Origin of the sequence: Maribacter aurantiacus (assembly GCF_005780245.1) — a bacterium.
GTDB lineage: Bacteria > Bacteroidota > Bacteroidia > Flavobacteriales > Flavobacteriaceae > Maribacter > Maribacter flavus.
On record NZ_VBUK01000001.1, the window covers coordinates 839,117 to 863,955 of the forward strand.

18 protein-coding genes are annotated in these 24,839 nt (G+C 40.9%); 12 read left to right on the forward strand and 6 right to left on the reverse strand.

Translation table 11 applies throughout. The features are described 5' to 3' along the window. Positions 1-7 precede the first annotated feature (7 nt). The 4 genes from FEK29_RS03605 to FEK29_RS03620 form a co-directional block, all read right to left on the reverse strand. Positions 8-604, reverse strand: a complete 597-nt coding sequence (locus tag FEK29_RS03605; protein WP_138257011.1) for a hypothetical protein — start codon at positions 602-604, stop codon at positions 8-10. Then, a complete protein-coding gene (locus tag FEK29_RS03610) occupies positions 582-3,875 on the reverse strand; it encodes a VCBS repeat-containing protein (RefSeq protein ID WP_138257012.1) in 3,294 nt (1,097 codons plus the stop codon). The genes FEK29_RS03605 and FEK29_RS03610 overlap by 23 nt, the downstream gene beginning before the upstream one ends. 113 nt (positions 3,876-3,988) lie before the next feature. Continuing rightward, on the reverse strand, positions 3,989-5,581 hold the full coding sequence (locus FEK29_RS03615; RefSeq protein WP_138257013.1) for a RagB/SusD family nutrient uptake outer membrane protein: 1,593 nt from the start codon (positions 5,579-5,581) through the stop codon (positions 3,989-3,991). A gap of 9 nt (positions 5,582-5,590) precedes the next feature. Further along, entirely contained in the window at positions 5,591-8,608 is a 3,018-nt protein-coding gene (locus FEK29_RS03620) for a SusC/RagA family TonB-linked outer membrane protein (protein WP_138257014.1), read from the reverse strand. A 353-nt stretch (positions 8,609-8,961) separates the two neighbouring features. Between FEK29_RS03620 and FEK29_RS03625 the strand changes: the two genes are divergently transcribed. The 7 genes from FEK29_RS03625 (at position 8,962) to FEK29_RS03655 (ending at position 17,655) form a co-directional block, all read left to right on the forward strand. Next, entirely contained in the window at positions 8,962-9,978 is a 1,017-nt protein-coding gene (locus FEK29_RS03625) for a LacI family DNA-binding transcriptional regulator (RefSeq protein WP_138257015.1), read from the forward strand. 204 nt (positions 9,979-10,182) lie between these two features. After that, positions 10,183-10,833, forward strand: coding sequence for a beta-phosphoglucomutase (gene pgmB, locus FEK29_RS03630; RefSeq protein ID WP_138257016.1), 651 nt, complete (start codon positions 10,183-10,185; stop codon positions 10,831-10,833). 54 nt (positions 10,834-10,887) lie between these two features. Then, positions 10,888-13,194: a glycoside hydrolase family 65 protein gene (locus FEK29_RS03635; RefSeq protein WP_138257017.1), complete on the forward strand. Its 2,307-nt coding sequence runs from the start codon at positions 10,888-10,890 to the stop codon at positions 13,192-13,194. Positions 13,195-13,243: 49 nt separating this feature from the next. Further along, the gene (locus FEK29_RS03640; RefSeq protein WP_138257018.1) at positions 13,244-15,013 is read left to right on the forward strand and encodes an alpha-amylase family glycosyl hydrolase; all 1,770 of its coding nucleotides are present in this window, start codon (positions 13,244-13,246) and stop codon (positions 15,011-15,013) included. 77 nt (positions 15,014-15,090) lie between these two features. Continuing rightward, the gene (locus tag FEK29_RS03645) at positions 15,091-15,834 is read left to right on the forward strand and encodes a glycerophosphodiester phosphodiesterase (protein WP_138257019.1); all 744 of its coding nucleotides are present in this window, start codon (positions 15,091-15,093) and stop codon (positions 15,832-15,834) included. Then, positions 15,834-17,105: a BaiN/RdsA family NAD(P)/FAD-dependent oxidoreductase gene (locus FEK29_RS03650; protein WP_138257020.1), complete on the forward strand. Its 1,272-nt coding sequence runs from the start codon at positions 15,834-15,836 to the stop codon at positions 17,103-17,105. Before FEK29_RS03645 ends, FEK29_RS03650 begins: the two co-directional genes overlap by 1 nt. A gap of 4 nt (positions 17,106-17,109) precedes the next feature. After that, positions 17,110-17,655, forward strand: a complete 546-nt coding sequence (locus tag FEK29_RS03655; RefSeq protein WP_138257021.1) for a DUF1697 domain-containing protein — start codon at positions 17,110-17,112, stop codon at positions 17,653-17,655. On the opposite strand, the gene FEK29_RS03660 is transcribed toward FEK29_RS03655, so the two are convergent. Further along, on the reverse strand, positions 17,648-18,136 hold the full coding sequence (locus FEK29_RS03660) for a TspO/MBR family protein (protein WP_138257022.1): 489 nt from the start codon (positions 18,134-18,136) through the stop codon (positions 17,648-17,650). The two genes, FEK29_RS03655 and FEK29_RS03660, sit on opposite strands and share 8 nt — an antisense overlap. 67 nt (positions 18,137-18,203) lie before the next feature. Here FEK29_RS03660 and FEK29_RS03665 point away from each other — a divergent pair, with 67 nt between their 5' ends. The 5 genes from FEK29_RS03665 to FEK29_RS03685 all read left to right on the forward strand — a co-directional run bounded on the left by FEK29_RS03665 (position 18,204) and on the right by FEK29_RS03685 (position 23,347). After that, entirely contained in the window at positions 18,204-19,289 is a 1,086-nt protein-coding gene (locus tag FEK29_RS03665; RefSeq protein ID WP_138257023.1) for a diphosphomevalonate/mevalonate 3,5-bisphosphate decarboxylase family protein, read from the forward strand. A 144-nt stretch (positions 19,290-19,433) separates the two neighbouring features. Then, positions 19,434-20,369 (forward strand): mevalonate kinase family protein, encoded by a 936-nt coding sequence (locus FEK29_RS03670; RefSeq protein WP_138257024.1) that lies wholly within the window; start codon positions 19,434-19,436, stop codon positions 20,367-20,369. A gap of 18 nt (positions 20,370-20,387) precedes the next feature. Further along, complete coding sequence (locus tag FEK29_RS03675; protein ID WP_138257025.1) at positions 20,388-21,293, forward strand: geranylgeranylglycerol-phosphate geranylgeranyltransferase; 906 nt, start codon at positions 20,388-20,390, stop codon at positions 21,291-21,293. A gap of 129 nt (positions 21,294-21,422) precedes the next feature. After that, positions 21,423-22,265, forward strand: coding sequence for a pseudouridine synthase (locus FEK29_RS03680; RefSeq protein ID WP_138257026.1), 843 nt, complete (start codon positions 21,423-21,425; stop codon positions 22,263-22,265). Positions 22,266-22,288: 23 nt separating this feature from the next. Then, positions 22,289-23,347 carry a zinc-binding metallopeptidase family protein gene (locus FEK29_RS03685; RefSeq protein ID WP_138257027.1) on the forward strand — a complete coding sequence of 353 codons (1,059 nt, stop codon included), beginning with the start codon at positions 22,289-22,291 and terminating at the stop codon, positions 23,345-23,347. Positions 23,348-23,557: 210 nt separating this feature from the next. Here FEK29_RS03685 and FEK29_RS03690 read toward each other — a convergent pair whose 3' ends face one another. Continuing rightward, the gene (locus FEK29_RS03690) at positions 23,558-24,829 is read right to left on the reverse strand and encodes a hypothetical protein (RefSeq protein WP_240042652.1); all 1,272 of its coding nucleotides are present in this window, start codon (positions 24,827-24,829) and stop codon (positions 23,558-23,560) included. Between the last annotated feature and the right edge of the window lie 10 nt (positions 24,830-24,839).

Sequence of the window (24,839 nt, forward strand, 5' to 3'; positions counted from 1 at the left end):
CGTCGTTTTATTTTGTTTCTTCAAGCACATACCTTAGGTCGTCTATTTTTGCCTTTACAATGCGATCGTCATCCAAGGGCCTTATCACTATTCTGCGGTTTCCGTCAACTTTTACGAGTAGATGGGTACTATCCTTCTCTAAAGGAACCTTAATGAAATCATTTCCAGGATACCACTTTTTTAAGGTATCCATAACTACTGGAACCAATTTATTTGCTTGCAACTCTTTGTTCCAAATGGACCATGCGGTATAGAAAAACTGAAGATCCATTCCTGTCATAATTTTTTCATTATTGAAATTTCCTGCAAAGAGAAGGGTAATTTCTGATTCCATGGGTGCCTCTGGCCTCAAAGGTAATTTATATTTTACGGACTCATTCTGGGGGCCATTGGAGACCAAACCTTGCTGGTTCAGTTTCCAACAAGCACTAAAAAATTCCATTCTATGTTGACCGAATTTCAAATTAAAAAGTAGAGAGTCGTGAATGATGCCGGTAGCCATTTCACGCTTTATAAGTTTCGAATATTCTGAACCAGTAGAACAGTTCAAGATTAATAAAAACAATAAGGGGATGCCAATTCTATTGATTATTCTTGAACTCATAAAAAAGAACTTCTTCATTATTATTACCTATCGTTAGTATTTTTTTTCCTTTTAATGTAACCCATTCCAAAGCCCGTATTTGCCCTTCTATAAAAAGAGGATTCACGTTAGCTTCAGAATTTTGAGAAATAATCGGTCCAAAGATAGCCCATCCTTTTGAAGCATCATACCTCCCGAATTGAGGTTTTACCATGTATTGATTTCCACCAAGAAATAGATCTTGGTATCCATCGTTATTAATATCCTTTATGGAGATTGCATAAACTGGCGCATATTGTATTTCATCTGGAAGTACCTTTGCTTTGAAGCTTCCGCCTTGGTTAATAAATAACGTACTTTCAATGATATCAAGTTCGGCGATATAGCATTTTGCAAGTTGCTCCTTGGAAAAGATCATGGTCATATCGGCTTTGGCATAATCCTTATAGTATAGGAATTTCTTTTTCAGGGAAGGTATTTGGGAAACCAATTCATCCTTATCCGCTATTGGGTAATATTTACCGTTCCGTTCTTTACAAATCAATTGTTCTTGAAAACCATTCCCATCAAAATCGGCAATGAATATCTTCATATTCTTCTCGTAAAAAGCATTGCGGCCAATATTCCCAATAATGAGGTCTAAATCCCCATCTTCATCAATATCTTTTAACTCGATGGCCTTCCAGAGACCTGAACTCCCCGAGAATCCAAAAGCAGTACTTTGATCTTCAAAAATTCCCCCTTTGTTGATGAAAACCTTTATAGGCATCCATTCGCCAACCACTAAAAGGTCATCCCATCCATCACCGTTGACATCTCCCCATTGGGCATCGGTAATCATCCCCAAATTTTTAAAATGCGGTTTTTCCTTTGTGGTGAAATTCCCTTTTCCATCATTTTCCAGAATATATCCCGATACTGGCAGACCATACAAATTGGTTTTGTAGCGTTCACCAACAAATAAGTCAATATCTCCATCCTTGTCAAAATCCGAAGCTGTTACAACCGAAGAGCTAAATGTAGAACTAAAATTGGGCGAGCTTTGGGATTTTATAAAACTAGTGCCATCATTGATGTAATAGGCATCATTAAGTTCTATGGAATATGGAGAGAAAGCCTTACCTCCGTGACAGACATATAAATCTAGGTCCCCATCCCCATCCCCATCAAAAAATACGGCATCAGTATCTTCGGAGCCTGCATCCTTTAGAAATGGTGTAGCATGTTCAGTATACCCATTATCATTGGAAACGAACAACTTACCAGCTTGGTTTTTTGCTCCTCCAACAAAGAAGTCGGGTTTACCATCCGCATTTATGTCCGCTGTGGTCAGGGCTGGACCTTCATTACTGCTCATATGGGGCAATAACCTTTCGTTGTCAAAATCAATATAACGGTTCTCCGTATGCATAAAATGAAATAATGGATTGATTCTACCAAGGGGAGAGGAATACTTTTCCATGCTAGGTAGGGACTCCAATCGAGAGGTTTCTTTAATGGGTTGGTCGATTCTATATTTTTGGTTTGTTCTTAAATCGGTTTGTGTACTAACGGTACCGTTTGGCCATGTAATTATCAAGGAATCGATTTTTGTGCGATTTCCAACTCCAAAATGGAGGCCATAGGGCACACTACTTTGAAAACCCCTTGATACGAAGTTCTCTCCGTACCCTATGACTTTGCCATTGGACTTAATCATGGCCTTGGCACCGATAGCCCTTAATTCTTTGTCAAAAAATTCTAATTGTATGCTTCGTTGATTAAGTGTATCGGTTGTATTTTCATAGAGGAAGGAAGGCATATTTACGTTATTCACTACCAAATCTAAATCTCCATCATTGTCCAAATCTCCATAAGCACTTCCGTTACTAAAACTGGGAGTGTCCAAACCCCAAGTTTCTGCAGTGTTTTCAAAATTAAAGTTTCCTTTATTTCTAAAAACGGAATTTGCGACTGCTTGTGAAGGCATGGCATCTATAAGCGTTGTGATGACATTTTTTTCTTTTTGGGCAATTCTATTTCTAATTTTTTCCTCATTGGCATCAAAGGCCAAATAGTCACGGTCCAATAGATCCTTGTAAATTCCATTACTTACAAATATGTCCTTGAATCCGTCATTGTCCATATCAAAAATGAGGGCACCCCAACTCCATTCCGTTCCGGATACATTGGCCTGTCTACTTACTTCTAAAAAGGATCCGTTACCAAGATTCTTTTGTAGTGCATTCCTAGCAAATTGGTTAAAATAGCCCTGTTTTTCTGCAAGCTGTTGCTTGTCCCAGGATTCGAACAGGGTTTTGGTTTTTTTACGTTCTTCCGTGGCGGGCAGCATTTCTGTAACGATAAGGTCTGTCAACATGTCGTTGTCCAAATCCGCTAGATCCGCCCCCATGGACCCCATGGATATCGATTCAAAGTATTCTTCTAGATTTTCGGTAAAACCGCCTTTAGTATCGTTGATATATAAATAGTCTCTTTCAAAAAAATCATTTGAAATGAAAATATCCGTCCAATTATCGTTGTTGAAATCGCCTAATGTTATTCCAAGTCCAAAACCAATTTTGCTGGAGTATATTCCAACCTCATGGGTTATATCAATAAATTTGCCATCATCGTTCCTAAGAAATTTATTGCCATTTTTATCGGGTATCATTCGTAAGTCCTTTTTCAAATCGAAGCCGCCTATGGAACGAAGCGAGTTGTTCAGGATATACACATCCAAATCCCCATCCTTGTCATAATCAAAAAAGGCGGAATGCACCGATAGTCCTTCAATATCCAGACCGTATTCTTTGGAAGATTCCGTAAAGGTAAGGTCACCGTTGTTTATGAAGAGTTCATTGTGGCGATTGGAACCCTCTGGTTTTCCAGCTTTACATACATATAGGTCCAAAAGGCCATCCTTATTTATGTCTGCAAAGGTAGCTCCTGTGGACCACACGTTAGGGCAAGCTACTCCTGCGTTGATTGTAATATCTTCAAATTGCCAATTTCCTTTATTCAGAAACAATTTGTTATCTACCATGTTGCCTGTAAAATAGATATCGATAAGGCCGTCATTATTTACATCGCCCAAGGCTACACCTCCGCCATTATAGAAGTTTCTGTAGAGGTAGGGGTTAAATTGCTCATCGTACACTAAATTATTTTCAAAATGAATACCCGTATTGCTGTCACGCAAATTAAATAGAGGAATAAATGGGTTAGCTTCTTCCTTTTTACAGCTAAAAAGTGATAGTGTTAGAAAAGCGAAAATAAAATTCCAAAAGAATAGGGAACGAATAGCTTTCATGGGTATTGATAACCTGTCTTGGGTAGCAAGAATTTATTACAAAGGTATATATCTTAGTAAAAAAAGGGCTGTTCTTACGAACAACCCTTTCAAAATTATAACTACTAAATCTCTTAATATCCAGGATTCTGGGTCAAGGTTCCGTTGGAAGCCTGGATTTGTGAAAATGGTATAGGCATCAAAGATCTAAAAGCATCCGTGTTGGTTTTTTCCCACCACACATCGTCAAAGGTTCCAAAACGAATTTGATCTGTTCTTCTGCTTGATTCCTGGAACATTTCACGTCCTCTTTCCGCCAAGAATTCAGCTGCATCGATAGATGTTAGCGGTGCTACCCCAGCTCTAGCTCTTATTGCATTGACATCAGGCAAGGAAAGACTCCAATCCCCAGCTGCCCTTGCACGAGCTTCCCCACGCATTAAGTGAACATCTCCCAATCGTATAATTGGGTAGTCATTGTTCATATCCTGTCTTCCCAATACTTCGAAACTAAATTTCTTCATACGGGCTCCTGATTGTCTAATGGAATTGGGCTCCAACTCGTTGATTTCTGGAGTGTAAACCACTTGAAGATCATCGTCATCCGATGCGAAATCAATTAAGGCATTCCCAGAGAAATCTGTTTGTGGACCCACCAAGAAATTTGCTTCTTTACGTGCATCCCCATCTTCATAACTGTTGTAGAATTCCTCTAGAACCTGGAATCCATTCCACGGAGCGGCGTCCAATCCGTAAGTCAACTGGCTGGGGCCGTGCAATGTCATTTGATTAAAATTCATACCCCCAAGCCCTACACTATTGTATTCAATAGACCAAATGATTTCTGGGTTGTTCTCATTATTAGGAGCGAAAACGGTTGCATAACCTTCTAGAGTCTCTGGGTCAGAATCTACTTCCGGCCTTTTCGACAAGTTTGGTGCAACGCACCCCTCATCACAAAGAATGTATGGACTGTTGTCAATGATGTAGGATGCAGCCCAATCGGCTTCTTGGTATCTTGGTGTGCCCGTATATACTTCTGCATTCAGGTACAATTTAGCCAATAGACCCAATGCAGCATACTGGTTGATTCTATAATTATTGACTTCAGTTCCTAAGTCACTGCCGGATAAATCCATTCCTGCAGTTACTGCTGGAATCCCCAAAGCGGCCAACAATTCGCTCTCTACGAAATCAAATACCTCAGTACGTTCTGATTGTGGTGCATCACCACCCGGTGCCGTTACGATTTTTACACGTCCGAATAAATCTAATAACCTCCAATAAAAATAAGCTCTTAAAGCTCTTACCTGAGCGGTTTGGTTTGTATTCAAATTACCTCCGGCTAAAGCAATATTACACTCTCCGATTCCCCCATAGGCATCGTTCCAAGCTTCACCAATTCTTTCGTGGGCAGCATCCCATGTATGGCGGTGTAGTTGAATCCAAATACCACCGTCAAACCAGTCACCTCCTTTTTGACCTACGGCCATTTCATCGGAAGGTACACTTTGCGAAGCAAAGAAACCCGTGTTGCCGGCAGATCCAGACCTTAGTCTTCCAAATGGTGCCAACAAAGGACCTCCATCTGCACCACCACCACCTACAGAAACTCCTTCAATAGAGAATTCTTCGGTAACGGTATCTTCCAATTCATCATCTAAATCAGTACAAGAGTAGGCAATCAATGCTACACTTGCCAATGTTAGTTTTAGTATACGTTTCATAGTTTTTTTTTAGAAATTAACATTAACACCTAAAGTAATCGTGGTGCTTGTAAAATAGGCTTCCCTTCTTTCGATACCTGCAATTAGAGGGTTCGCCTGTACCTGTTGTATATTTTGGTTGGGAGTAGACCCTTCCAAATTACTTAATCCCAAACCACCATCTTGTAAAGAAGGTTCTGGATCGACGCCAGTATAACCAGTGATTGTAAAAAGATTTTGACCGGCTAATGACAACCGTAAACCTTTAATATAGCTATCTTCCTTCATATCAAAGGTATAGCCTACGGACATGTTATCCAAACGCAAGAAATCTGCTTTTTCTACATAATAGTCACTAAACTGTGCTGTTCTAATATCCGACCTTGCCAAACTGGTATTTACAAAGTTGTAGGAGGCTTGTGAACCAATGATGGGTTCATAGAAGGCCCTGAAACTATTTACCAAACTATGACCTACCACGGCTCTAAAGAATACATTGGCATCCCAATTACCGTAGTTTATTTGGTTTGTCCAACCCAATTCAAAATCTGGAATACCACTTCCCAATACTCTAAAGTCGGCATCATCGTCCAAAGCACTACCTTGGCCGGTAACCAAATTACCGTCTCCGTTAATATCTACAAGTATTGGCGTTCCATTGGCATCAACATCCCCTGAAAAAACGGGCCCCCAAATTTGTCCAACTTCCTCGCCTTCTTTTACACGTACAACGAAAGTGTTATTTTGACCTGGTGCGCCAAGGTTACCCAAAACTTGGTCTCCTTGTGGATTCTCTTCCAAAATGTTCTTGTTGTGTGTGAAGATTAGACCCGTATTATACTTCAGTTTATCATTTCTTACAACATCATAGTTAGCGGACAACTCAATACCTGTTACTCCTAACTGACCTGAATTTTGCCATCTTTGGCTGAATCCGTTGTTTTCTGCAGCATCTATGTTTGCAAGTGTAATAAAGTCTTTTATATCTCGAACAAAGTAATCTGCAGTGGCTCCAAAGCGATCCATGGCAAATTCAACCCCAAAGTTGAACTCGGACTTTTCCTCCCATTTTAAGTCTGGGTTGGCAGCACGACCCCCAGCTTGTGTGGTAGCTGCACCGCTAAATCCATCGGCTCCATTTTGAACGTTGAAAATTTGTTGGTAAAGACCTACAGAAGGTGGAATAGCCCCTGTAAGACCCCAACCGGCACGTACCTTCAACAGATTAACATTTGGTAATTCCAAATACTTATTCACATCAGCACCTAAACCTACCGATGGGAATATACCCCATTGATTCTCAGAACCAAATCGGCTGGAACCTTCTCGAGCAATGGAAGCATCAAAGAAGATGGCATCATCAAAGGTTACATTGGCCCTACCAAAGAAACGAATAATACGGTCTCCGTCTTCACGGCCACTGTCAGCTACGATTCGCCCAGCTTCCAAAAGGTCTTGTGCAACACTAATATTGTTACTCCAATCAAAATCTACCCCTGGAGGGAAATCTCCAATTTGGAAGTAATTGAAATTATAATCATTTTCTTGAAACGAATAACCTGCGGTTACCGTGTAATTAAACTTTTCAGCAGAACCAGTGTAGGCTGCATAACCTTCCAACAGTCTAAATTTTCTTTCCTCGCTTCTAAAATCTGCACGCCCACGTCTTGTAGGACTTAAAGCATTGCCTCTCCACAAGTTGGTAGTTGGATAGTATTGGTTATTATCCCTCTTAATGTTTTGTGCTGCATAATTCAGATTGAGTGTCAGGTTATCTGTAACTTTATAATTTAAATTAACACCATAATTTAATGTAGTAGCGGCCGCATCGTTTCTGTTCAATTCGGCAATTGAAACGGGGTTAAAACTGTCGAAAAGCCCCAATGTTTCAAAATAACCACCAAATTGTGAAGAATTAAATGCAAAAGGCGCGTCATCCCCGAAAATAGGTGCGGTTGGATTATAACTGGTGGCATAACGCATTGCCTCGTTAAAACCTATTTGTGAATCACGCTGTGTAAAGGCAGCGTTCACATCAATCTTTAATTTATCGTCAAAAAGAAAACCGGTGAAATTGGTTCTAAGGTTGAACTGTTGAAAACCTGTGTTTATTAAGATATTATCGGTATCCCTTAGGTTACCGGCAATACGGTAATTAAAACCATCGCCACCTCCAGAAGCTGCTATATTGTGAACTTGGGCAACTCCTGTTTGGGTTACCTCATCTCTCCAATCGGTATCGCTTCCCAAATCATTACCACCAGTAGCTAAAAACTCTTCACGATTCATTATGTCTATTTGATTGGCAATGGTAGAAACACCCACTTGTCCATTGTAAGTGACTTGTAAGGGTTGATTGCCTTTACCTCTTTTGGTAGTAACTACGATAACACCGGCAGAACCTCGTGAACCATAGATTGCAGCGGCAGATCCATCCTTAAGTACGGTAATATTCTCGATATCGGCTGGGTCCACACTAGCTAGCGAACCTCCCAAGATACCGTCAATTACCACTAGGGGCTGTTGGTTACCTCCAACGGTAGAAATACCTCTAAGCCGTATAACGGGTTCGGCATTGGGGTTTCCCCCTCTGTTAACAACACTCAAACCGGCAACCTTACCTTGCAATAACTGGGTAGGTTCCTGAACCACCCCTTGGTTAAAGTCTTCTGTACTAACACTTACCACTGAAGATGTGATTTCCTTTTTTGCTTGGTTACCGTAACCTACAACAATTACTTCATCCAATGCCTGTGTGTCTTCCACTAGGGTTACATCGATGGTTGTTTGACCGTCTACTGGTATTTCTTGGTTTTTATAACCAATGTAGCTAAATACCAATACTGCATTATCACCCAAACCATCAATGGTATAATTACCATCAAAGTCGGTTTGAGTTCCGTTGGTCGTTCCTTTGACGACCACACTGGCCCCAGGAAGAGGACCACTAGCATCTGAAACAGTTCCAGACACCTCTTGAGCCTGAGCCATACCAAAAGTCAAAAAGGCTCCTAGTACAACTAAGCATTTTAGTAGCGTAATCTTCATAAAATGTTAATTTAAGTTGAGTTAATTTTATTCAAGCGTTAAAAATATGTAAAAACAGCAATAAAGAACATCGTAAGTCTAAAGGCTTACTCACGAAAACGGTTTCGTGTTAATAACTTTTTTAAATTATGGATTCTTAATTATACAAGTTATTAATTAATCTATTCGTAATAAGTTAGGGCTTATTAATGTAATAATGCAATTTTAGCCAAATATATAAATTTTATTTTTCTTTAAATTTCGTTAAGCCCTTATTAACATTATCTAATCTTCAATTTTATTGTTCACGTTCATTTAAGGTTTGAAATTTTGTGTAAATTCCAAAAAATTCAGCTTAGAACTTCACGTACACATTGAAAAAAAGGGTTACTTTAAAACAAATTGCGAAGGAATTGGACGTTTCAGTTTCAACTGTTTCCAAGGCCTTGAAAAACAGCGAAGAGATTAGTAGGGATACGAAGGACAAGATTCAAGCTTTCGCCAAGCTTTACAATTATCGACCAAATAATATAGCCTTAAGTCTTAAGAACAAAAAGACCAAGAATATAGGAGTTATCATACCTGATATTGTCCATCATTTTTTTACTACTGTTTTTAGGGGAATTGAACACTACGCAGGCGAAAGGGGTTATAATGTCATGATTTGTGTTTCGGATGAATCCTTTGAAAAGGAGATTTTGAACATGGAATTGTTGGCCAATGGTAGTATCGATGGCTTTATAATGTCCTTATCCGCGGAAACTCAGGAAAAGAATGACTACACCCATCTTAAGGAAGTATTGGGTCAAGGTATTCCTTTGGTCCTTTTTGATAGGGTTACAGAAGATATCGAATGCGATAAAGTCATTTTGAACGATGAGCAGATAGCTTATGACGCGGTACAGGGCATGATCCGTTCTGGAAAAAGGAAAATTGCGTTGGTAACCACGGAGGGTTATTTTAATGTAAGTTTCGATCGGGCAAGGGGTTATAAACGGGCCCTGGAGATGAACGGATTGGATGTGGACAAGGCCTTGGTCTTGACCTTGCCTTACAAAAGTGAGGACGATACGGTAATTTGGGACTTTTTCGAAAGCAACGATATCGATGCCGTACTCTGCGTAAACGAAATTTTTGCGATCAAATGCATGGACGTGGTTCAAAGGCAGGGAAAGAAAGTGCCGGAGGATATTTCTTTCATTGGGTTTACTAACGGAATTTTGTCCAGATATTCAACGCCCAAATTGACGACTGTGGCCCAACATGGAGAGCTCATGGGCGAAACTGCTGCCAGATTGTTGATAGACCGTATAGAAAACGATTTGGAAGGAAACCATAAAACAGAAGTGATATCCGCTACTATCATCCATAGGGAATCCACAATCAATTAGTTACTTTTGCCGGCATGAAAACCTCTTCGAGGGATAGGGTAAGGCAACCTTTATTTCAAAATTAAGAGGGAAATTTTTAAATCTTGGATAGTTGACCTTAAATATAAATCTGTAAGACCCTTAGCGAGAGACTTGTTATGGTAAGTAAAATACCACTAAAATAGAAAATGTTTTAATTAAAGCTATTAATCTAATTTTAAGCGCATGAAAAAAGGATTTATTTTTGATTTGGATGGCGTTATCGTGGATACGGCTAAATACCATTACCTCGCTTGGAAAAAACTGGCCAATGAATTAGGTTTTGAATTTACATTGCAACAGAATGAACTTTTTAAAGGGGTAAGCCGAAAGCGCTGCCTGGAAATTCTTCTGGAATTAGGCAACATCCAGGCCAGTCAAGAGCAGTTTGATCGTTGGATGATCGAAAAGAACGAGGACTATTTGAAATATATAACAAAGATGGACGCATCGGAGATTTTACCAGATGTGCCGCGTGTCCTGGAATTTCTAAAAAATAAGAAGGCTCCAATCGCTTTGGGATCTGCAAGTAAAAACGCAAAGCCCATATTGGAAAAGGTGGGGTTGCTTCCCTATTTTGAGAGTATTGTTGATGGCAATAATGTAACCAAGGCGAAACCAGATCCGGAAGTATTCCTGATCGCCGCCACAAATCTTCAAGTAGCCCCCCAGGATTGTGTGGTCTTTGAGGATGCAGTGGCCGGAATACAAGCAGCCAACAATGCCCAAATGACAAGTATAGGTATTGGGGATGCGAATACCTTGACCGAAGCGAACTATAATTTCAACGATTTCACCGAAATGACCGACGATTTTTTGAACGGCTTGCTAGCATAAATCGGCTGTATCGGCTAACTAAAAATGAAACAAAAATTTTATCCCAAATAAATAATGAATCAGGATTACATACAAGCTAACGAGTGGTCCGTTATAGAGGAAGGCTTTGATGCGGAAAGGGTAAAATCCTCCGAAAGTCTCTTCAGTATAGGAAATGGGGCCATGGGCCAACGCGCCAATTTTGAGGAAGCCTATTCCGGGGGAACGTTCCAGGGCAGTTATATCGCAGGTGTCTACTACCCGGATAAAACCCGAGTGGGCTGGTGGAAAAATGGCTATCCGGAATATTTCGCCAAGGTTTTGAACGCGCCCAATTGGATTGGTATACAGGTGCTGGTAAATGGGACCGAACTCGATTTGGCTACCTGTAAGAAAGTATCGGGTTTTAGGCGCGAACTTAATATGAAGGAAGGTTGGTACAAAAGGAGCTACGATGCGGTTTTAGCCAACGACGCCCAAGTTGAGGTCCTTGTTACCAGATTCCTTAGTTTGGCATTGGACGAGGTAGGGGCCATTTCATTTGAGATATCCTTGAAGAATACAGGCGGAGAGATAACTTTCCTTCCGTATCTGGATAGCGGTATCACCAATGAGGATAGCAATTGGGACGATAAATTCTGGAACACTACCAACGTATCCTCATCAGGCAACAGGGCCTTTATTGAAGCCCATACCCTAAAAACGAATTTCAAGACCTGCACTTTCATGCAGGCCAGTTTGGATTACAAAGGTGTTTCGGTTCCCGGAAATTTGGATATATCCAAGGATACCTTTGTATCCTTACGATTTTCGCAGAAAGCTGAAAAGGGGGAGAAACTGACCCTTACAAAATTTGGGGGATACACCGTTTCCAGAAACCATCCCGAGGATGCACTGGTAGATGCTGCCAACGAGGTATTGGACGTGGCTTCGTCGCTTGGCTTTGAAAACTTGCTTAAAAAGCAAAAGGAGGCTTGGGCAGGTATATGGGAAATGAGCGATATTACCATCCAAGGCGATGTGAAAGCCCAACAGGGCATCCGGTTCAATATCTTTCAATTGAACCAAACCTATTTAGGGACGGATTCCAGGCTGAACATAGGTCCAAAAGGATTTACAGGAGAAAAATATGGGGGTAGTACGTATTGGGATACCGAAGCCTACTGTATTCCCTTTTACATGGCCACCAAGGACGAAATGGTTGCCCGTAAATTATTGAAATATAGGTACAACCATTTGGAAAAAGCCATTGAGAATGCTGAGAAACTCGGGTTTACCAATGGGGCGGCCCTATATCCCATGGTGACCATGAACGGTGAGGAGTGCCATAACGAATGGGAAATAACGTTCGAGGAAATCCACCGGAACGGCGCCATCGCATTCGCCATTTACAATTATTATCGATATACAGGGGACTACTCCTATATACCGGAGATGGGCTTGGAAGTGCTCATTGGTATTGCCCGTTTTTGGCATCAACGGGCGAATTTTTCCACCTTCAGGAACAAATATGTCATTTTGGGGGTAACCGGTCCCAACGAATATGAAAATAACGTCAACAACAATTGGTACACCAATTACTTGGCCCAGTGGTGTATCCATTTTACCCTGGAACAATTGACCAAGGTTAAGGAAGGCTATCCGGAGGATTACAAAAGGATAATGGGCAAGACCAAACTTACGCCTACCGAATACGATGCCTGGAAAAAAGTGGCGGATTCCATGTATTTCCCGTATTCGGAGAAACATGGCGTATACCTGCAACAGGACGGATTCTTGGACAAGGATTTGGTCAAGGTGAGCGATTTGGAAAAAACGGAACGACCTATTAACCAAAAATGGAGCTGGGACCGTATTCTACGTTCGCCGTATATAAAACAGGCCGATGTGCTACAAGGGTTCTACTTTTTTGAGGATCATTTTACCACTGAGGAACTGGAGAAGCATTTTGATTTTTACGAACCGTTCACCGTGCACGAGTCTTCCTTGTCGCCCTGTGTGCATAGTATTCAGGCGGCAAAATTGGGAAGGATGGAGCAGGCGTATACCTTTTATTTGAGGACTTCCCGATTGGATTTGGACGATTATAACAAAGAAGTGGAGGAAGGACTCCATATAACCTCCATGGCTGGTACCTGGATGAGCATTGTAGAAGGTTTTGGGGGTATGCGTGTGGTCAATGATACACTTTCCTTTGAGCCCCGCATACCAAAGCAATGGGACGCTTATTCCTTTAAGGTGAATTTTAGGAACCGCATCATCAAGGTAGAGGTCGCTTCCAACGAATTGACCTTTGAACTGAACGGGGACAACGGAATTTCCATTCTGGTGCGAGGTGAAGCATATGAATTATTGCCCAACACGCCCTTAAAAGTTAACTAAAATCCCGTAATTTGGCTTCCCAGCGATCTGTTGGAAATAGGAAATTGAAATGCAAGGAAAAATCGTTATCTACCACGTTTTTACCCGACTTTTTGGAAATACCAATACCACCAACAAACCTTGGGGTACCATCGAGGAGAACGGGGTGGGCAAGTTTGCGGATTTTACCGATAAGGCTTTATCCGAAATTAAGAAACTCGGCGTGTCCCACATTTGGTACACCGGTGTTCCGCATCACGCCGTAATCAGGGATTATACGGCCTATGGCATCTCCAATGACGACCCCAACGTGGTCAAAGGGCGCGCAGGTTCTCCGTATGCCGTAAAGGATTATTACAATGTGGATCCGGATTTGGCCCTGGATCCGGCATATAGGTTACAGGAATTCAAGGAGCTCGTTGATAGGACCCATGCACATGGTATGAAGGTCATCATGGATATTGTGCCCAATCACGTAGCCCGGGATTATCAAGGTATCTCCAATCCCAATGGCGTACGCAGTTTTGGTGCCGATGACGATACCGATCACGAGTATCGGAAAAACAACGATTTTTATTACATACCCGGCGCCCGTTTTGAAGTGCCGGATTGGAAGGATGGCTATAAACCCTTGGGCGGGGAACAGCATACATCCATCGGTACGCTCAAGGAAAATCCGGCCAAATGGACAGGGAACGGTTCCAGAAGTCCCAAGCCGGATATGAACGACTGGTACGAAACCGTACGCGTAAATTATGGGGTAAGACCCGATGGAGGTTTGGATTTTGACCTCCTGCCATATGATTTTGGGGAGAAGGATTATACCGAACATTTCCGGTTTTGGCAGCATAGGGACGTTCCGGATTCCTGGATAAAATTTAGGGACATTGCCCTGTATTGGATGGATTTTGGAGTGGATGGCTTCCGATACGACATGGCCGAAATGGTACCCGTGGAATTTTGGAGCTTTATGAATTCCTACATCAAGATGCGGAACGAGGATGCTTTCTTAATGGCCGAGGTCTATAACCCAGATCTCTACAGGACCTTTATCCATAATGGGAAAATGGATTATTTGTACGATAAAGTCGATTTTTATGACGGCCTCAAACATATCATGAAAGGCTATGGTTGGTCCGATCATATCCCGGTAGTGCAGAATAATCTGAAGGATATAGAACACCACATGCTCCATTTCTTGGAAAACCACGACGAACAGCGTATTGCGAGTCCGAAATTTGTGGGCAAGGCCGAAATAGCAAAACCGGCCATGGTGGTTTCCGCCACCATCAGTACTTCCCCCACCATGATCTATTTCGGACAGGAAGTGGGAGAACCTGCCGCTGAAAATCCCGGGTTTGGAAGCGCTTCCAGAACTTCCATTTTTGATTATGTGGGCGTGCCACATCATCAGCGATGGTTGAACAATAAAAAATTTGACGGGGGTCAATTGACCCAACAGGAGCGGGAATTGCGTGATTTTTATAAGAGGTTGTTGAATTTCACCTTGGAAAGCGAAGCCCTAATGGGAAAATATAGGGAAATTCATTTTTACAACAAGGAGCGTACAAAAGGTTATAACCATAGGGTGCTTTCGTATGTGCGATGGTCCAAAAATCAAAAATTGATCATCATCGTTAATTTTGATGTGACCGATTCTTTTTCCTTCGATTTAAAAGTTCCGCCAGAGATCTTGCAATCATGGGGGTTCAATAAAGCTGCCTACGATTTAAGGGATACACTGTACGGAAAAACATATACCTTGAAAATCATTAATAATGAAGGGCATATAGATGTGCATCTGGACCCATTGGAGTCCTTTATTTTTGAAGTTTTATAAATATGTGATCAATCCTCCTGATATCTATCAACAGGGTTACTTATATTTGACTGATAAAAACGATATATAGAGAGCAAATGAAAAGAGTATTATTAACCTTGGTATTTGGGATACTATTATCTTCCTGCAATATGAATCAACCTTTGGTAATAGGGCATAGGGGTGCCATGGGGCATGAGACCGAAAATACCTTGGCTTCCGTTCAGAAAGCCATGGATTTGGGCGTTGATATGATAGAAATCGATGTGTTCAAGATACAGAGCGGGGAAATCGTTGTTTTCCATGACGAAACGGTGGACAGATTGACTAACGGCCCGGGAAAGATCGAGGAATACAACATTTTCGACCTAAGCAGATTAATAGTAAATGGGGGACATAAAATACCCATGTTACAGGATGTCCTCAAATTGATAGACAATAAAGTCGCTTTAAACATCGAATTAAAAGGGGAAGATACAGCCGATAAGGTCAACCATATCATGAACTATTACATTGAGAAACAAGGATGGTCGCCCGAAAATTTTATCATTTCCAGTTTCAAATGGGACGAGTTACGGGAAATGCGAAAACTGAACCCTAATGTACAGATAGCGGTGTTGACCGAGGAAAACCCGGTGGACGCCATTCCCGTGGCCAAGGAGCTGAACGCGGTTGCCATAAATCCCTATTTTAAAAATCTGGATTTGGAAACTGCGAATAAAATTAGGGAAGCCGGACTCAAAATTTACGTATGGACCGTCAACGAGGATTTTGATATTGACGCCATGAAGCGTATTGGGGTCGACGGAATCATTACCAACTACCCGGAAAGGCTACAATAATGTTCGATGTGGTCATCGTCGGGGGCGGGGCGGCCGGTTTTTTTGCGGCCATCCATATCGCCGAAGCTAGGCCCAACGTAAAAATCGCCATCTTGGAACGCGGAAAACAGGTGTTGACCAAAGTAAAGGTTTCGGGCGGTGGAAGATGTAACGTTACCCATGCCGAGTTCAATCCCGCGGACCTTGCGTCCAATTATCCAAGAGGGGAAAAGGAATTGTTAGGTCCTTTTCACAGTTTTGCCACAGGCGATACCATCGGATTTTTTGAAAAAAGGGGTATCCCCCTAAAAATTGAGGAGGATGGCAGAATGTTTCCAACAACCGACTCCTCACAGACCATTATCGATTGTTTTACCTCCGAAGCGGAAAGATTGGGTGTAAAAATTTTTAGGATTTGTACCGTTACGGGATTTGAAAATATTACTTCCGCAAAAGACGATTACTGGCAAGTCAACACCACCAAAAAAACGTACAAGTGCAAAAAACTATTGGTAACTACGGGCAGTAATCCCAAAATTTGGGATTTGTTGCATAGGTTGGGCCACAACATCGTGAGTCCAGTTCCTTCCTTGTTTACGTTTAACATTCAGGACGAACGCATCAAAAATATTCCAGGGATAAGTACGCACGCCGAAGTTGCCGTTTTGGACAAAATTAAATCCCGAAGGAATACCGACAACGCCTCCCAAAGTGAAATCCTTTCTTCGGAAGGTCCTTTGTTGATTACCCACTGGGGCATGAGCGGTCCGGCAATTTTGAAACTTTCCGCTTGGGGAGCCCAAATTTTGGATTCCTATAAATACGAGTTCAAAATTAAGGTCAATTGGGTGCCGGAATACCATCCGGCCGGACTCCTGGAATTGTTATTGAAGGTTAAGCTGGTGGAAAAAAAGACCGTTCTACGGACCAAGGTCTTGGATATCCCTAAAAGACTTTGGACCAATTTGGTAAGGGCTTCCGGTATCGATGACAATGTTACATGGCCAGACGTCACCAAGGCCCAATTACAGGAATTAACGACTCAACTGACACAAGGTCTTTTTTTTGTGAACGGGAAAAGTACCTTTAAGGAGGAATTTGTGACCGCCGGGGGCGTAGACCTAAAGGAAGTCAATTTTAAGACCTTTGAGAGCAAAGTCCTCCCCAATTTGTACTTTGCGGGGGAAGTTTTGAACATTGATGCGATTACGGGCGGATTTAATTTCCAAAATGCCTGGACGGGCGGATTTTTGGCCGCCCAAGGAATCGTAAATAGCTTTGATAACACCTAGAAACATGCCCAAGCAAATCGCTTTTTTAAGGGGAATCAACGTGAGCGGACAAAAGAAAGTGCCCATGGCAGAATTGCGTTCGCTCTTGACCAACAATGGGTTTAAGGGCGTTAGTACGTATATACAAAGTGGCAACATTATTTTTGAGGAAGCCCATGTTTCGGCCCCAGAAGCAAAAGTCACTTTGGAAGAAACCATTAGGGCCCATTTTGGTTTTGAGGTGCCCGTTTTAGTGAAGTCCCTACCCGATTTGCAAAACATCATCCTCAATAATCCCTTTTCAAAAAAGGAGGATTTGGAGTTCAACAGGGTTTACTTTGTCATGCTTTTCGGTCCTCCGGAAAAGGAAAAATTAGCCTCTTTCAAGGAAGAAATCTATCCGGACGAATCATGGGAGCTAGTGGAAGATTGCCTCTATTTATGCTGCAAATATGGGTATGGAAACGCCAAATTGAACAACAATCTTGTGGAACGAAAATTAAACGTCCAGGCAACCACCAGAAACTATCGTACGATGATGAAGTTAATCGAAATGGGAGAAACTAGTTAAGTTCCCAGATTTTGTAGTTTAAGATAGTCGCGAAGCAGACCCATGCCAAATATGGTAGCAACAGAAGTGCCGCTATCTTGCTCACCAGCCTAAACCATTTTATGGTAAATACAATCATGACCAGTAGCGTCAAGATGACCAATAAGGCCCAAAAAGGCGATTGCAGCCCAAAAAATACAATGCTCCAAAGGGCATTCAATAGAAGCTGAAAACCAAAATGATATAGGGCGGTCTTTACCCATTTATGATGGAAACCCTTGGCCCATACCCAACCTGCAGAAATGCCCATTAGGATATACAGTGTAGTCCAAACAGGGGCGAACAGCCAATTAGGGGGATTAAAACCGGGCTTGTTCAACGTAAGGTACCAATCGTTCACGGAACTTTGGGTAACCACACTGGATACGAACCCAATTATGAGACACACGGTAACACTTATAAAAACAAATGGGAGTCTTTTTCTAAGTAGGGCTGTGTTCATGCCCTAAAATAATCATTTATTTTTATTGCTCCTCCTAAAAACTATCTTTGCGGAAATTGTTGGCTTCATGACAGAAAAAGATTTTATCCCTTCAAAGCCCAAGGTTTTTATCGAAGCGGGGAAAGTCGGTTATAAATCTCCCAGTAATATTGCCTTGGTGAAATATTGGGGGAAAAGGGAAGGACAGATTCCTGCAAACCCTTCCATCAGCTTTACCTTGAGTGCCTGTGCCACAACCACCAAAATCCAATTTAAAAAACTGGATAGTCCTTCTCATGGATTTACTTTTGATTTTTTTTTCGAGGGAAGCCCTAAGCCTAGTTTCAGACCAAAAATCGAGACTTTCTTCAAACGTATAAGCCCCTATTGTCCATTTTTAACGGAATATCACTTCACCATAGAAACCTCCAATTCGTTTCCCCACAGCAGTGGCATCGCTTCATCGGCAAGTGGTATGTCGGCTTTGGCCCTCTGTCTCATGGAAATCGAACGAATGCTTTACCCTGGAATGGATGATGATTTCTTCATAAAAAAGGCCTCTTTTCTGGCGCGTTTGGGTTCTGGAAGTGCCTGTAGAAGTTTGGAAGGACCCTTGGTAACTTGGGGTGTCCATAAGGAAATTCCAGACAGTACGGATTTATACGGAATTCCCTATAAAGGGGAGGTACACCCTATTTTCAAAAACTATCACGATACCATCCTTTTAGTGGACAAAGGACAAAAACAGGTAAGTAGTACCGTGGGGCACGATTTGGTCAACGGGCATCCATTTGCCGAGCAACGTTTTCAGCAGGCGCATAGGAATTTGGTCCGATTAAAACCGATTTTAAAATCTGGCAACTTGGAAGAATTTATACAGGTTATTGAAAGTGAGGCGTTGACCTTGCACGCCATTATGATGACAGGAGACCCTTATTTTGTCTTGATGAAACCTAATACACTGGAAATTATCAATAGAATTTGGGCGTTTAGGGAGGAATCCGGATCACATGTTTGCTTCACTTTGGACGCAGGTGCAAATGTTCATGTGCTTTATCCTGAAACTGAAAAGGAAAAAGTAAATCAATTTATTGTGAATGAGTTGGTTGCATACTGCGAAAACCAGCAGTATATTTGTGATCGAATTGGGCAGGGTGCGGTAAAATTAAATTAATTGCTACACTTCTAATTCAATTCAAGCGTTGTTGAGGTAGGATTTTAAGCATTTGAAATAATATTTTTGATGTTATAGCACCTAAGTTGCAAATTAGTTGTCTATATTTAAATTGTCTAAGGCGTTGCCGGTTTACTTAAACAAATGAAGGGACCATTATTTTATTCAAAAATTCTTCTTTTTGGGGAGTATGGTATCATCAAGGATTCCAAAGGACTTTCCATTCCGTATAATTTTTTTAAAGGTGCTTTGAAAACCAATAACGATTCTGAAAAGGCGAATAAATCCAATCAGGCGTTGCGTGAGTTTGCGTCCTATTTAAAGGAATTATCGATAACGGAACCAAATTTGGTGTCCTTTGATTTTAGTGCGATGGATACCGATATTGAGGAAGGCATGTATTTTGACAGTTCCATCCCGCAAGGGTACGGAGTAGGTAGCAGTGGTGCTTTGGTCGCGGCTATTTACGATAAATATGCAAAGGACAAGATTACCGTATTGGAGAACCTGACCCGGGAAAAGCTTTTATCTTTAAAGCTCATTTTTGGTAAAATGGAATCCTTTTTCCACGGTAAGTCATCCGGTCTGGACCCCTTGAACAGTTATTTAAGTTTGCCTATACTTATCAATTCCCAAGATAATATTGAATCTACCAGTATCCCCTCCCAAAATTTGGAAGGCAAGGGAGCCGTATTTTTATTGGACAGTGGATCTATTGGTGAAACGGCCCCAATGGTTCAAATCTTTATGGAACAAATGAAGAATGAAGGCTTTAGGAATATGCTTAAAGACCAATTTATTAAGCATACCGATGCCTGTGTGGAGGATTTTGTGAACGGTAACATTAAATCACTTTTCGGGAATTTGAAAAAGCTTTCCCATGTGGTATTGGATAATTTTAAACCAATGATTCCCGCCAAATTTCATGACCTTTGGAAACAAGGAATCGAGACCAATGACTACTATCTAAAACTATGTGGCTCTGGAGGCGGAGGTTACTTTCTTGGGTTTACAGAGGATTTTGAAAAAGCACAGGAAGCCCTAAAGGATTACAAATTGGAGGTGGTCTACAACTTCTAGTATATACCCAACATTTTCATGCTTAGTAGAAAAAACAAACTCTTGCTATTAAAAGTATTGAGTCTGTTTTCCGTGGTACGTGGGTATAATCTTTTGATGATCGTTCTGGCACAGTACCTGGCGTCCATCTATATCCTTTCCCCAAATTTACCCTTGAGACAGGTTGTTTTTGATGTAAATCTATTTGTAATCGTAATTGCTTCCGCTCTGGTAATCGCCGCAGGCTACATTATCAATAATTTTTACGATGCGGAAAAAGATCTAATCAACAAGCCCCGAAAGACCATGTTGGACCGCTTGGTGAGCCAGCGATTTAAATTGAGCACCTACTTCGTTTTGAATTTTTTGGCCGTTTTTGCGGCCAGTTACGTTTCTTTTCGGGCAGTGCTTTTCTTTTCGGCCTATATTTTCGGTATATGGTTCTACTCCCACAAAGTGAAGAAAATCCCGTTCTTTGGCAACTTTGTATCGGCTACATTGGCAATCACCCCCTTTTTTGCGGTTTTTGTGTACTACAAGAATTTTGAAACCGTCATTTTTGTGCATGCGATGTTTCTCTTTTTGTTGATATTGGCGCGGGAATTGATCAAGGATTTGGAAAATATTTCTGGGGATGTCGCCCAAAATTACCGAACCATACCCATTATTTATGGGGTCAACGTGTCCAAATTCCTGATAGCGATACTGATGTTATTGACCCTGATACCTGCCTTATTGCTGATTTTTAAGTTCGATGTGGGGTATATGAACTATTATTTTGCCGGATGTATCCTTCTTTTTATGCTCTTTTTAGGCATCCTCTTTAAATCAAGCACCCGAAAGCATTTTTTGTGGCTGCACAACATCCTGAAACTGGTCATTGTGGTGGGCGTTTTTAGTATTCTCTTGATCGATGTAGACTTGGTTTTAAATCGCATTCTTTAATCCTTAGTATTGGATGTTTTCATTTTCTTCAATATATAGAAGTACTTATTTAATATAATATTTGATACGTACAGGAATTAGTGTACGCATTGGCTCGCCTTTCTTACCTTTGTCCAAAATAAAACCGTTATGAGTAGGGGAGAGTCAAACAAAGGGGATAAAGCATCGGGAAGACAAGGGGGGACTTTTAGGAAAAAAAGTTACGCTAGGGGCAATGCGCCTATCAAGAAAAACACCGCTCCAAAACAGGTAAGCGACCCCAACTCCATCCGCCTGAACAAATATGTAGCCAATTCCGGGGTCTGTTCCAGAAGGGATGCGGATATCTATATTTCTGCGGGAAATGTTACCGTAAACGGGAAACCCGTTACCGAAATGGGCTACAAAGTGAAACTTTCTGATGAAGTTAGGTTTGACGGACAGTTGTTGAATCCCGTAAAAAAGGAATACGTGCTTTTGAACAAACCGAAGGATTTCTCCACAACCATTCGCGACGAAAAGGGCAAACGTCATGTTTCCGGATTGATATCCAGTGCATCAAAATCAAAACTACTCCCAGTTGACAAAATGGACAAGGAAGATACCGGACTTCTTCTTTTTACCAACGACGGAGATTTGACCAAACGCCTTAAAAGTCCTATCAACGGATTGCGAAAAATTTATCATGTGGTATTGGACAAAGATCTTAGAAACGCAGACCTGGTAAAGATCCAGGAAGGCGTGGTGGTGGATGAGAAGGTCGTCAAAGTACAGGATATCAGTTTTATAGACGATGCCCCAAAAAGGGAAGTGGGCATAGAGATTTATAGTTCCAGAAATAAAATTGTAAACAGACTTTTTGAGCAATTGGGGTATACCATCGCAAGAATGGATCGTGTGGTGTATGGAGGTCTCACAAAAAAGGATTTACCCAGAGGTCATTGGAGATACTTGACCGAGCAGGAGGTCATTAATTTTAAGATGATAAAATGAATGTAGCCCATGCCTAAGTTTCTATGAAATTATTCCAATGTTCCAACTGTGGAAATTCAATTGTTTTTGAAAATAATAGATGTGTTTCCTGCGGATATTACCTGGCCTATAGTTCGTTCTATAATCAAATGGTTTCCCTTTCCCCAAATCTTTCACAATGGAACACACCCTCCCTGGGCGATGGGCAATACAAGTATTGTGTCAATAGCCAACATGGAACCTGCAATTGGCTGGTCCCCCTAGACAGCCCTTCCGGATTTTGTCTTGCCTGTTCATTAAATAGGACCATACCTGATTTATCCATAATAAAGAACCAGGAAAGTTGGAAGAAAATTGAGATCGCAAAGCACAGGCTCGTTTATCAGCTCCTACGATTAAGGTTACCCATTTTCAACAAAAAGGAAAATTTTGTCGAGGGACTATGTTTCGATTTCCTATCTCCAAAAAACAGGGACAACCTAAAAACTGGACATGCCAACGGTGTTATTACGATTCTTATATCTGAGGCGGATGCCGTTGTTAGGGAAAAGGTTAAGCAAAATATGGAAGAGCGTTACAGAACGATACTTGGTCATTTTAGACATGAAGTAGGTCATTATTACTGGGATGTTTTGATACGCAATGATAAAGTTACGTTGTCAAACTTTCGGGAAATTTTTGGTGACGAATCCATTTCTTACGAGAATTCCTTACAGAATTATTATACCAACGGCCCACGTCATGATTGGCAGAATTTTCACATTAGCAAATACGCATCTTCACATGCTTGGGAAGATTGGGCAGAAACCTGGTCTCATTATCTCCATCTAATGGATACTTTGGAAACCGCATATAATTTTGGACTAAAAACATACCCGAAATTGAGAGGGACAAATGACCTGGACGTGAATGCCAATTTCGACCCTTACATGGAGAACGATTTTCAAGCTATTTTACGAACTGCGATTCCATTGTTTTATACATTGAACAGTATGAACAGGTCTATGGGAAAGGACGATGCCTACCCTTTTGTAATATCAGAGCCTGTAAAGTCAAAATTGACATTTATTCATAATCTTCTAATCAAAGGGAAAGGTTTTTGAACCAAACTTTGATTTGAATGTGGTAGCTTCTTTTTGTCAATTATGCGAAATTGTCAAAAAGGACAAATCATGAATATATCACCCGTATTAGGTTTTGCTAAACTTTTGGTAAAAAGCAGGAAGACAAAATTAATATTGATTGGAGCTCAACTTGGGTATATTGGCTATAAATACTTGAAAAACAGAAAAAGAAAACACTCTAAGTCCAAATCAGGGACAATCAAAACATCTAATCAAGGAACTAGGTAGTTTTAAATCTTCTGAACCTTTAAGAGGCTCTGTTAGGTAATCTTTATCTTTTATGATTTCGTAAAATTCATTTGCTATTTGGGGAAGTTTATCTCTTCTTGATTTAATAGAGTTGATAATTTCTTCACCGTCCAATTCAAATATGGAATTTGGCCAAGCCTTAAAACTTTCTTCAATAGCCAAATCCGTAAGTTTATTTTGTAGTAGGTCCGCTTCTTTAATGAAATTTTCCCTGGAGGTATTTTTTAGAAAATAAATATCAATGGGCATAACTAATCCAGGTAGATAATCTATATCTTCTTGGAAGGATTGGAGGTCCGGCAATATATATTTGTTTGAAATAATCGAGGGTATGATTCCGTCAATACTAAAAAATGCATTGTCCCTATCCCCCGCAAGTGGTATTGCCATATGACCAGTCTCATTTTCAATCACTACCCACCCCCATTGCTTGGAATGGCGGTCCCAATCGCCGATTACAATATCCAATAGCCTAGCTCTAATAAATGCTGATTTGTCTATCTTTAGCATAGCACCCAATTCCATTTTCGATTCTTGTAGTTTTTCTGTATCCACAATTTCTTTTACCTGTTTAAAGGGTGTCCAATTTTTTCCTCCATCCGTTTCATGTTCCAGCAAGTAAATTTTATTGCCATAGTCTTTGTTGTAAGTACCCAAAGCATTTTGTCTAGGAAGAAAAACAGCTTTTGGCTGGGTATGCAAGAGATTTGACTTTTCGGCCAATTTAGCCACCGCTATGGCGGCATATGGATGCTGGGCGGAAATCCCATCAACAATTATATTCTCTAAACCAAGAGTTTTTGCCCATTTTGGAACTAATGGTTCTGGATTTTTATTTATGCTTCTTAGGGTAAAAATATACCCATCTTTGGTTTCTAGTTTGAGACTATGGGTTTGTTTTCCACCGCCTTCCTCCAAAATCTTGGCACCTCCATGTAAAGTGTCCAATTGTAATATTGGAAATTGAAAGGGTGTGGACCATACTTTACGATATTGCTGTCCTTGCATTATCGTTTTTAATTTATTTGCTTTATACAGTGTAGTTGGGGCAATAAGAACCGAATCTATTCTGGAAAAATCCATAGATTTTAAATCTTCGATATTCAGAACTATGGAAGTTTTACTTTCCTTTTCGGTAGAGGAAACAGAGATATAGGTAAGCAAAATAAAAATGAGAATTACTACCCCTATAATTATACCAATTTTTTTCATGGACCTAAGT

Excerpts from the sequence above, each read along its gene's own strand:
- pgmB (WP_138257016.1), top strand. The coding sequence starts at position 10,183 with ATGAAAAAAGGATTTATTTTTGATTTGGATGGCGTTATCGTGGATACG.
- FEK29_RS03645 (WP_138257019.1), top strand. The coding sequence starts at position 15,091 with ATGAAAAGAGTATTATTAACCTTGGTATTTGGGATACTATTATCTTCC.
- FEK29_RS03675 (WP_138257025.1), top strand. The coding sequence starts at position 20,388 with ATGCTTAGTAGAAAAAACAAACTCTTGCTATTAAAAGTATTGAGTCTG.
- FEK29_RS03640 (WP_138257018.1), top strand. The coding sequence starts at position 13,244 with ATGCAAGGAAAAATCGTTATCTACCACGTTTTTACCCGACTTTTTGGA.
- FEK29_RS03660 (WP_138257022.1), bottom strand. The coding sequence starts at position 18,136 with ATGAACACAGCCCTACTTAGAAAAAGACTCCCATTTGTTTTTATAAGT.
- FEK29_RS03655 (WP_138257021.1), top strand. The coding sequence starts at position 17,110 with ATGCCCAAGCAAATCGCTTTTTTAAGGGGAATCAACGTGAGCGGACAA.
- FEK29_RS03665 (WP_138257023.1), top strand. The coding sequence starts at position 18,204 with ATGACAGAAAAAGATTTTATCCCTTCAAAGCCCAAGGTTTTTATCGAA.
- FEK29_RS03615 (WP_138257013.1), bottom strand. The coding sequence starts at position 5,581 with ATGAAACGTATACTAAAACTAACATTGGCAAGTGTAGCATTGATTGCC.
- FEK29_RS03680 (WP_138257026.1), top strand. The coding sequence starts at position 21,423 with ATGAGTAGGGGAGAGTCAAACAAAGGGGATAAAGCATCGGGAAGACAA.
- FEK29_RS03670 (WP_138257024.1), top strand. The coding sequence starts at position 19,434 with ATGAAGGGACCATTATTTTATTCAAAAATTCTTCTTTTTGGGGAGTAT.
- FEK29_RS03620 (WP_138257014.1), bottom strand. The coding sequence starts at position 8,608 with ATGAAGATTACGCTACTAAAATGCTTAGTTGTACTAGGAGCCTTTTTG.
- FEK29_RS03610 (WP_138257012.1), bottom strand. The coding sequence starts at position 3,875 with ATGAAAGCTATTCGTTCCCTATTCTTTTGGAATTTTATTTTCGCTTTT.
- FEK29_RS03605 (WP_138257011.1), bottom strand. The coding sequence starts at position 604 with ATGAGTTCAAGAATAATCAATAGAATTGGCATCCCCTTATTGTTTTTA.
- FEK29_RS03690 (WP_240042652.1), bottom strand. The coding sequence starts at position 24,829 with ATGAAAAAAATTGGTATAATTATAGGGGTAGTAATTCTCATTTTTATT.
- FEK29_RS03650 (WP_138257020.1), top strand. The coding sequence starts at position 15,834 with ATGTTCGATGTGGTCATCGTCGGGGGCGGGGCGGCCGGTTTTTTTGCG.
- FEK29_RS03635 (WP_138257017.1), top strand. The coding sequence starts at position 10,888 with ATGAATCAGGATTACATACAAGCTAACGAGTGGTCCGTTATAGAGGAA.
- FEK29_RS03685 (WP_138257027.1), top strand. The coding sequence starts at position 22,289 with ATGAAATTATTCCAATGTTCCAACTGTGGAAATTCAATTGTTTTTGAA.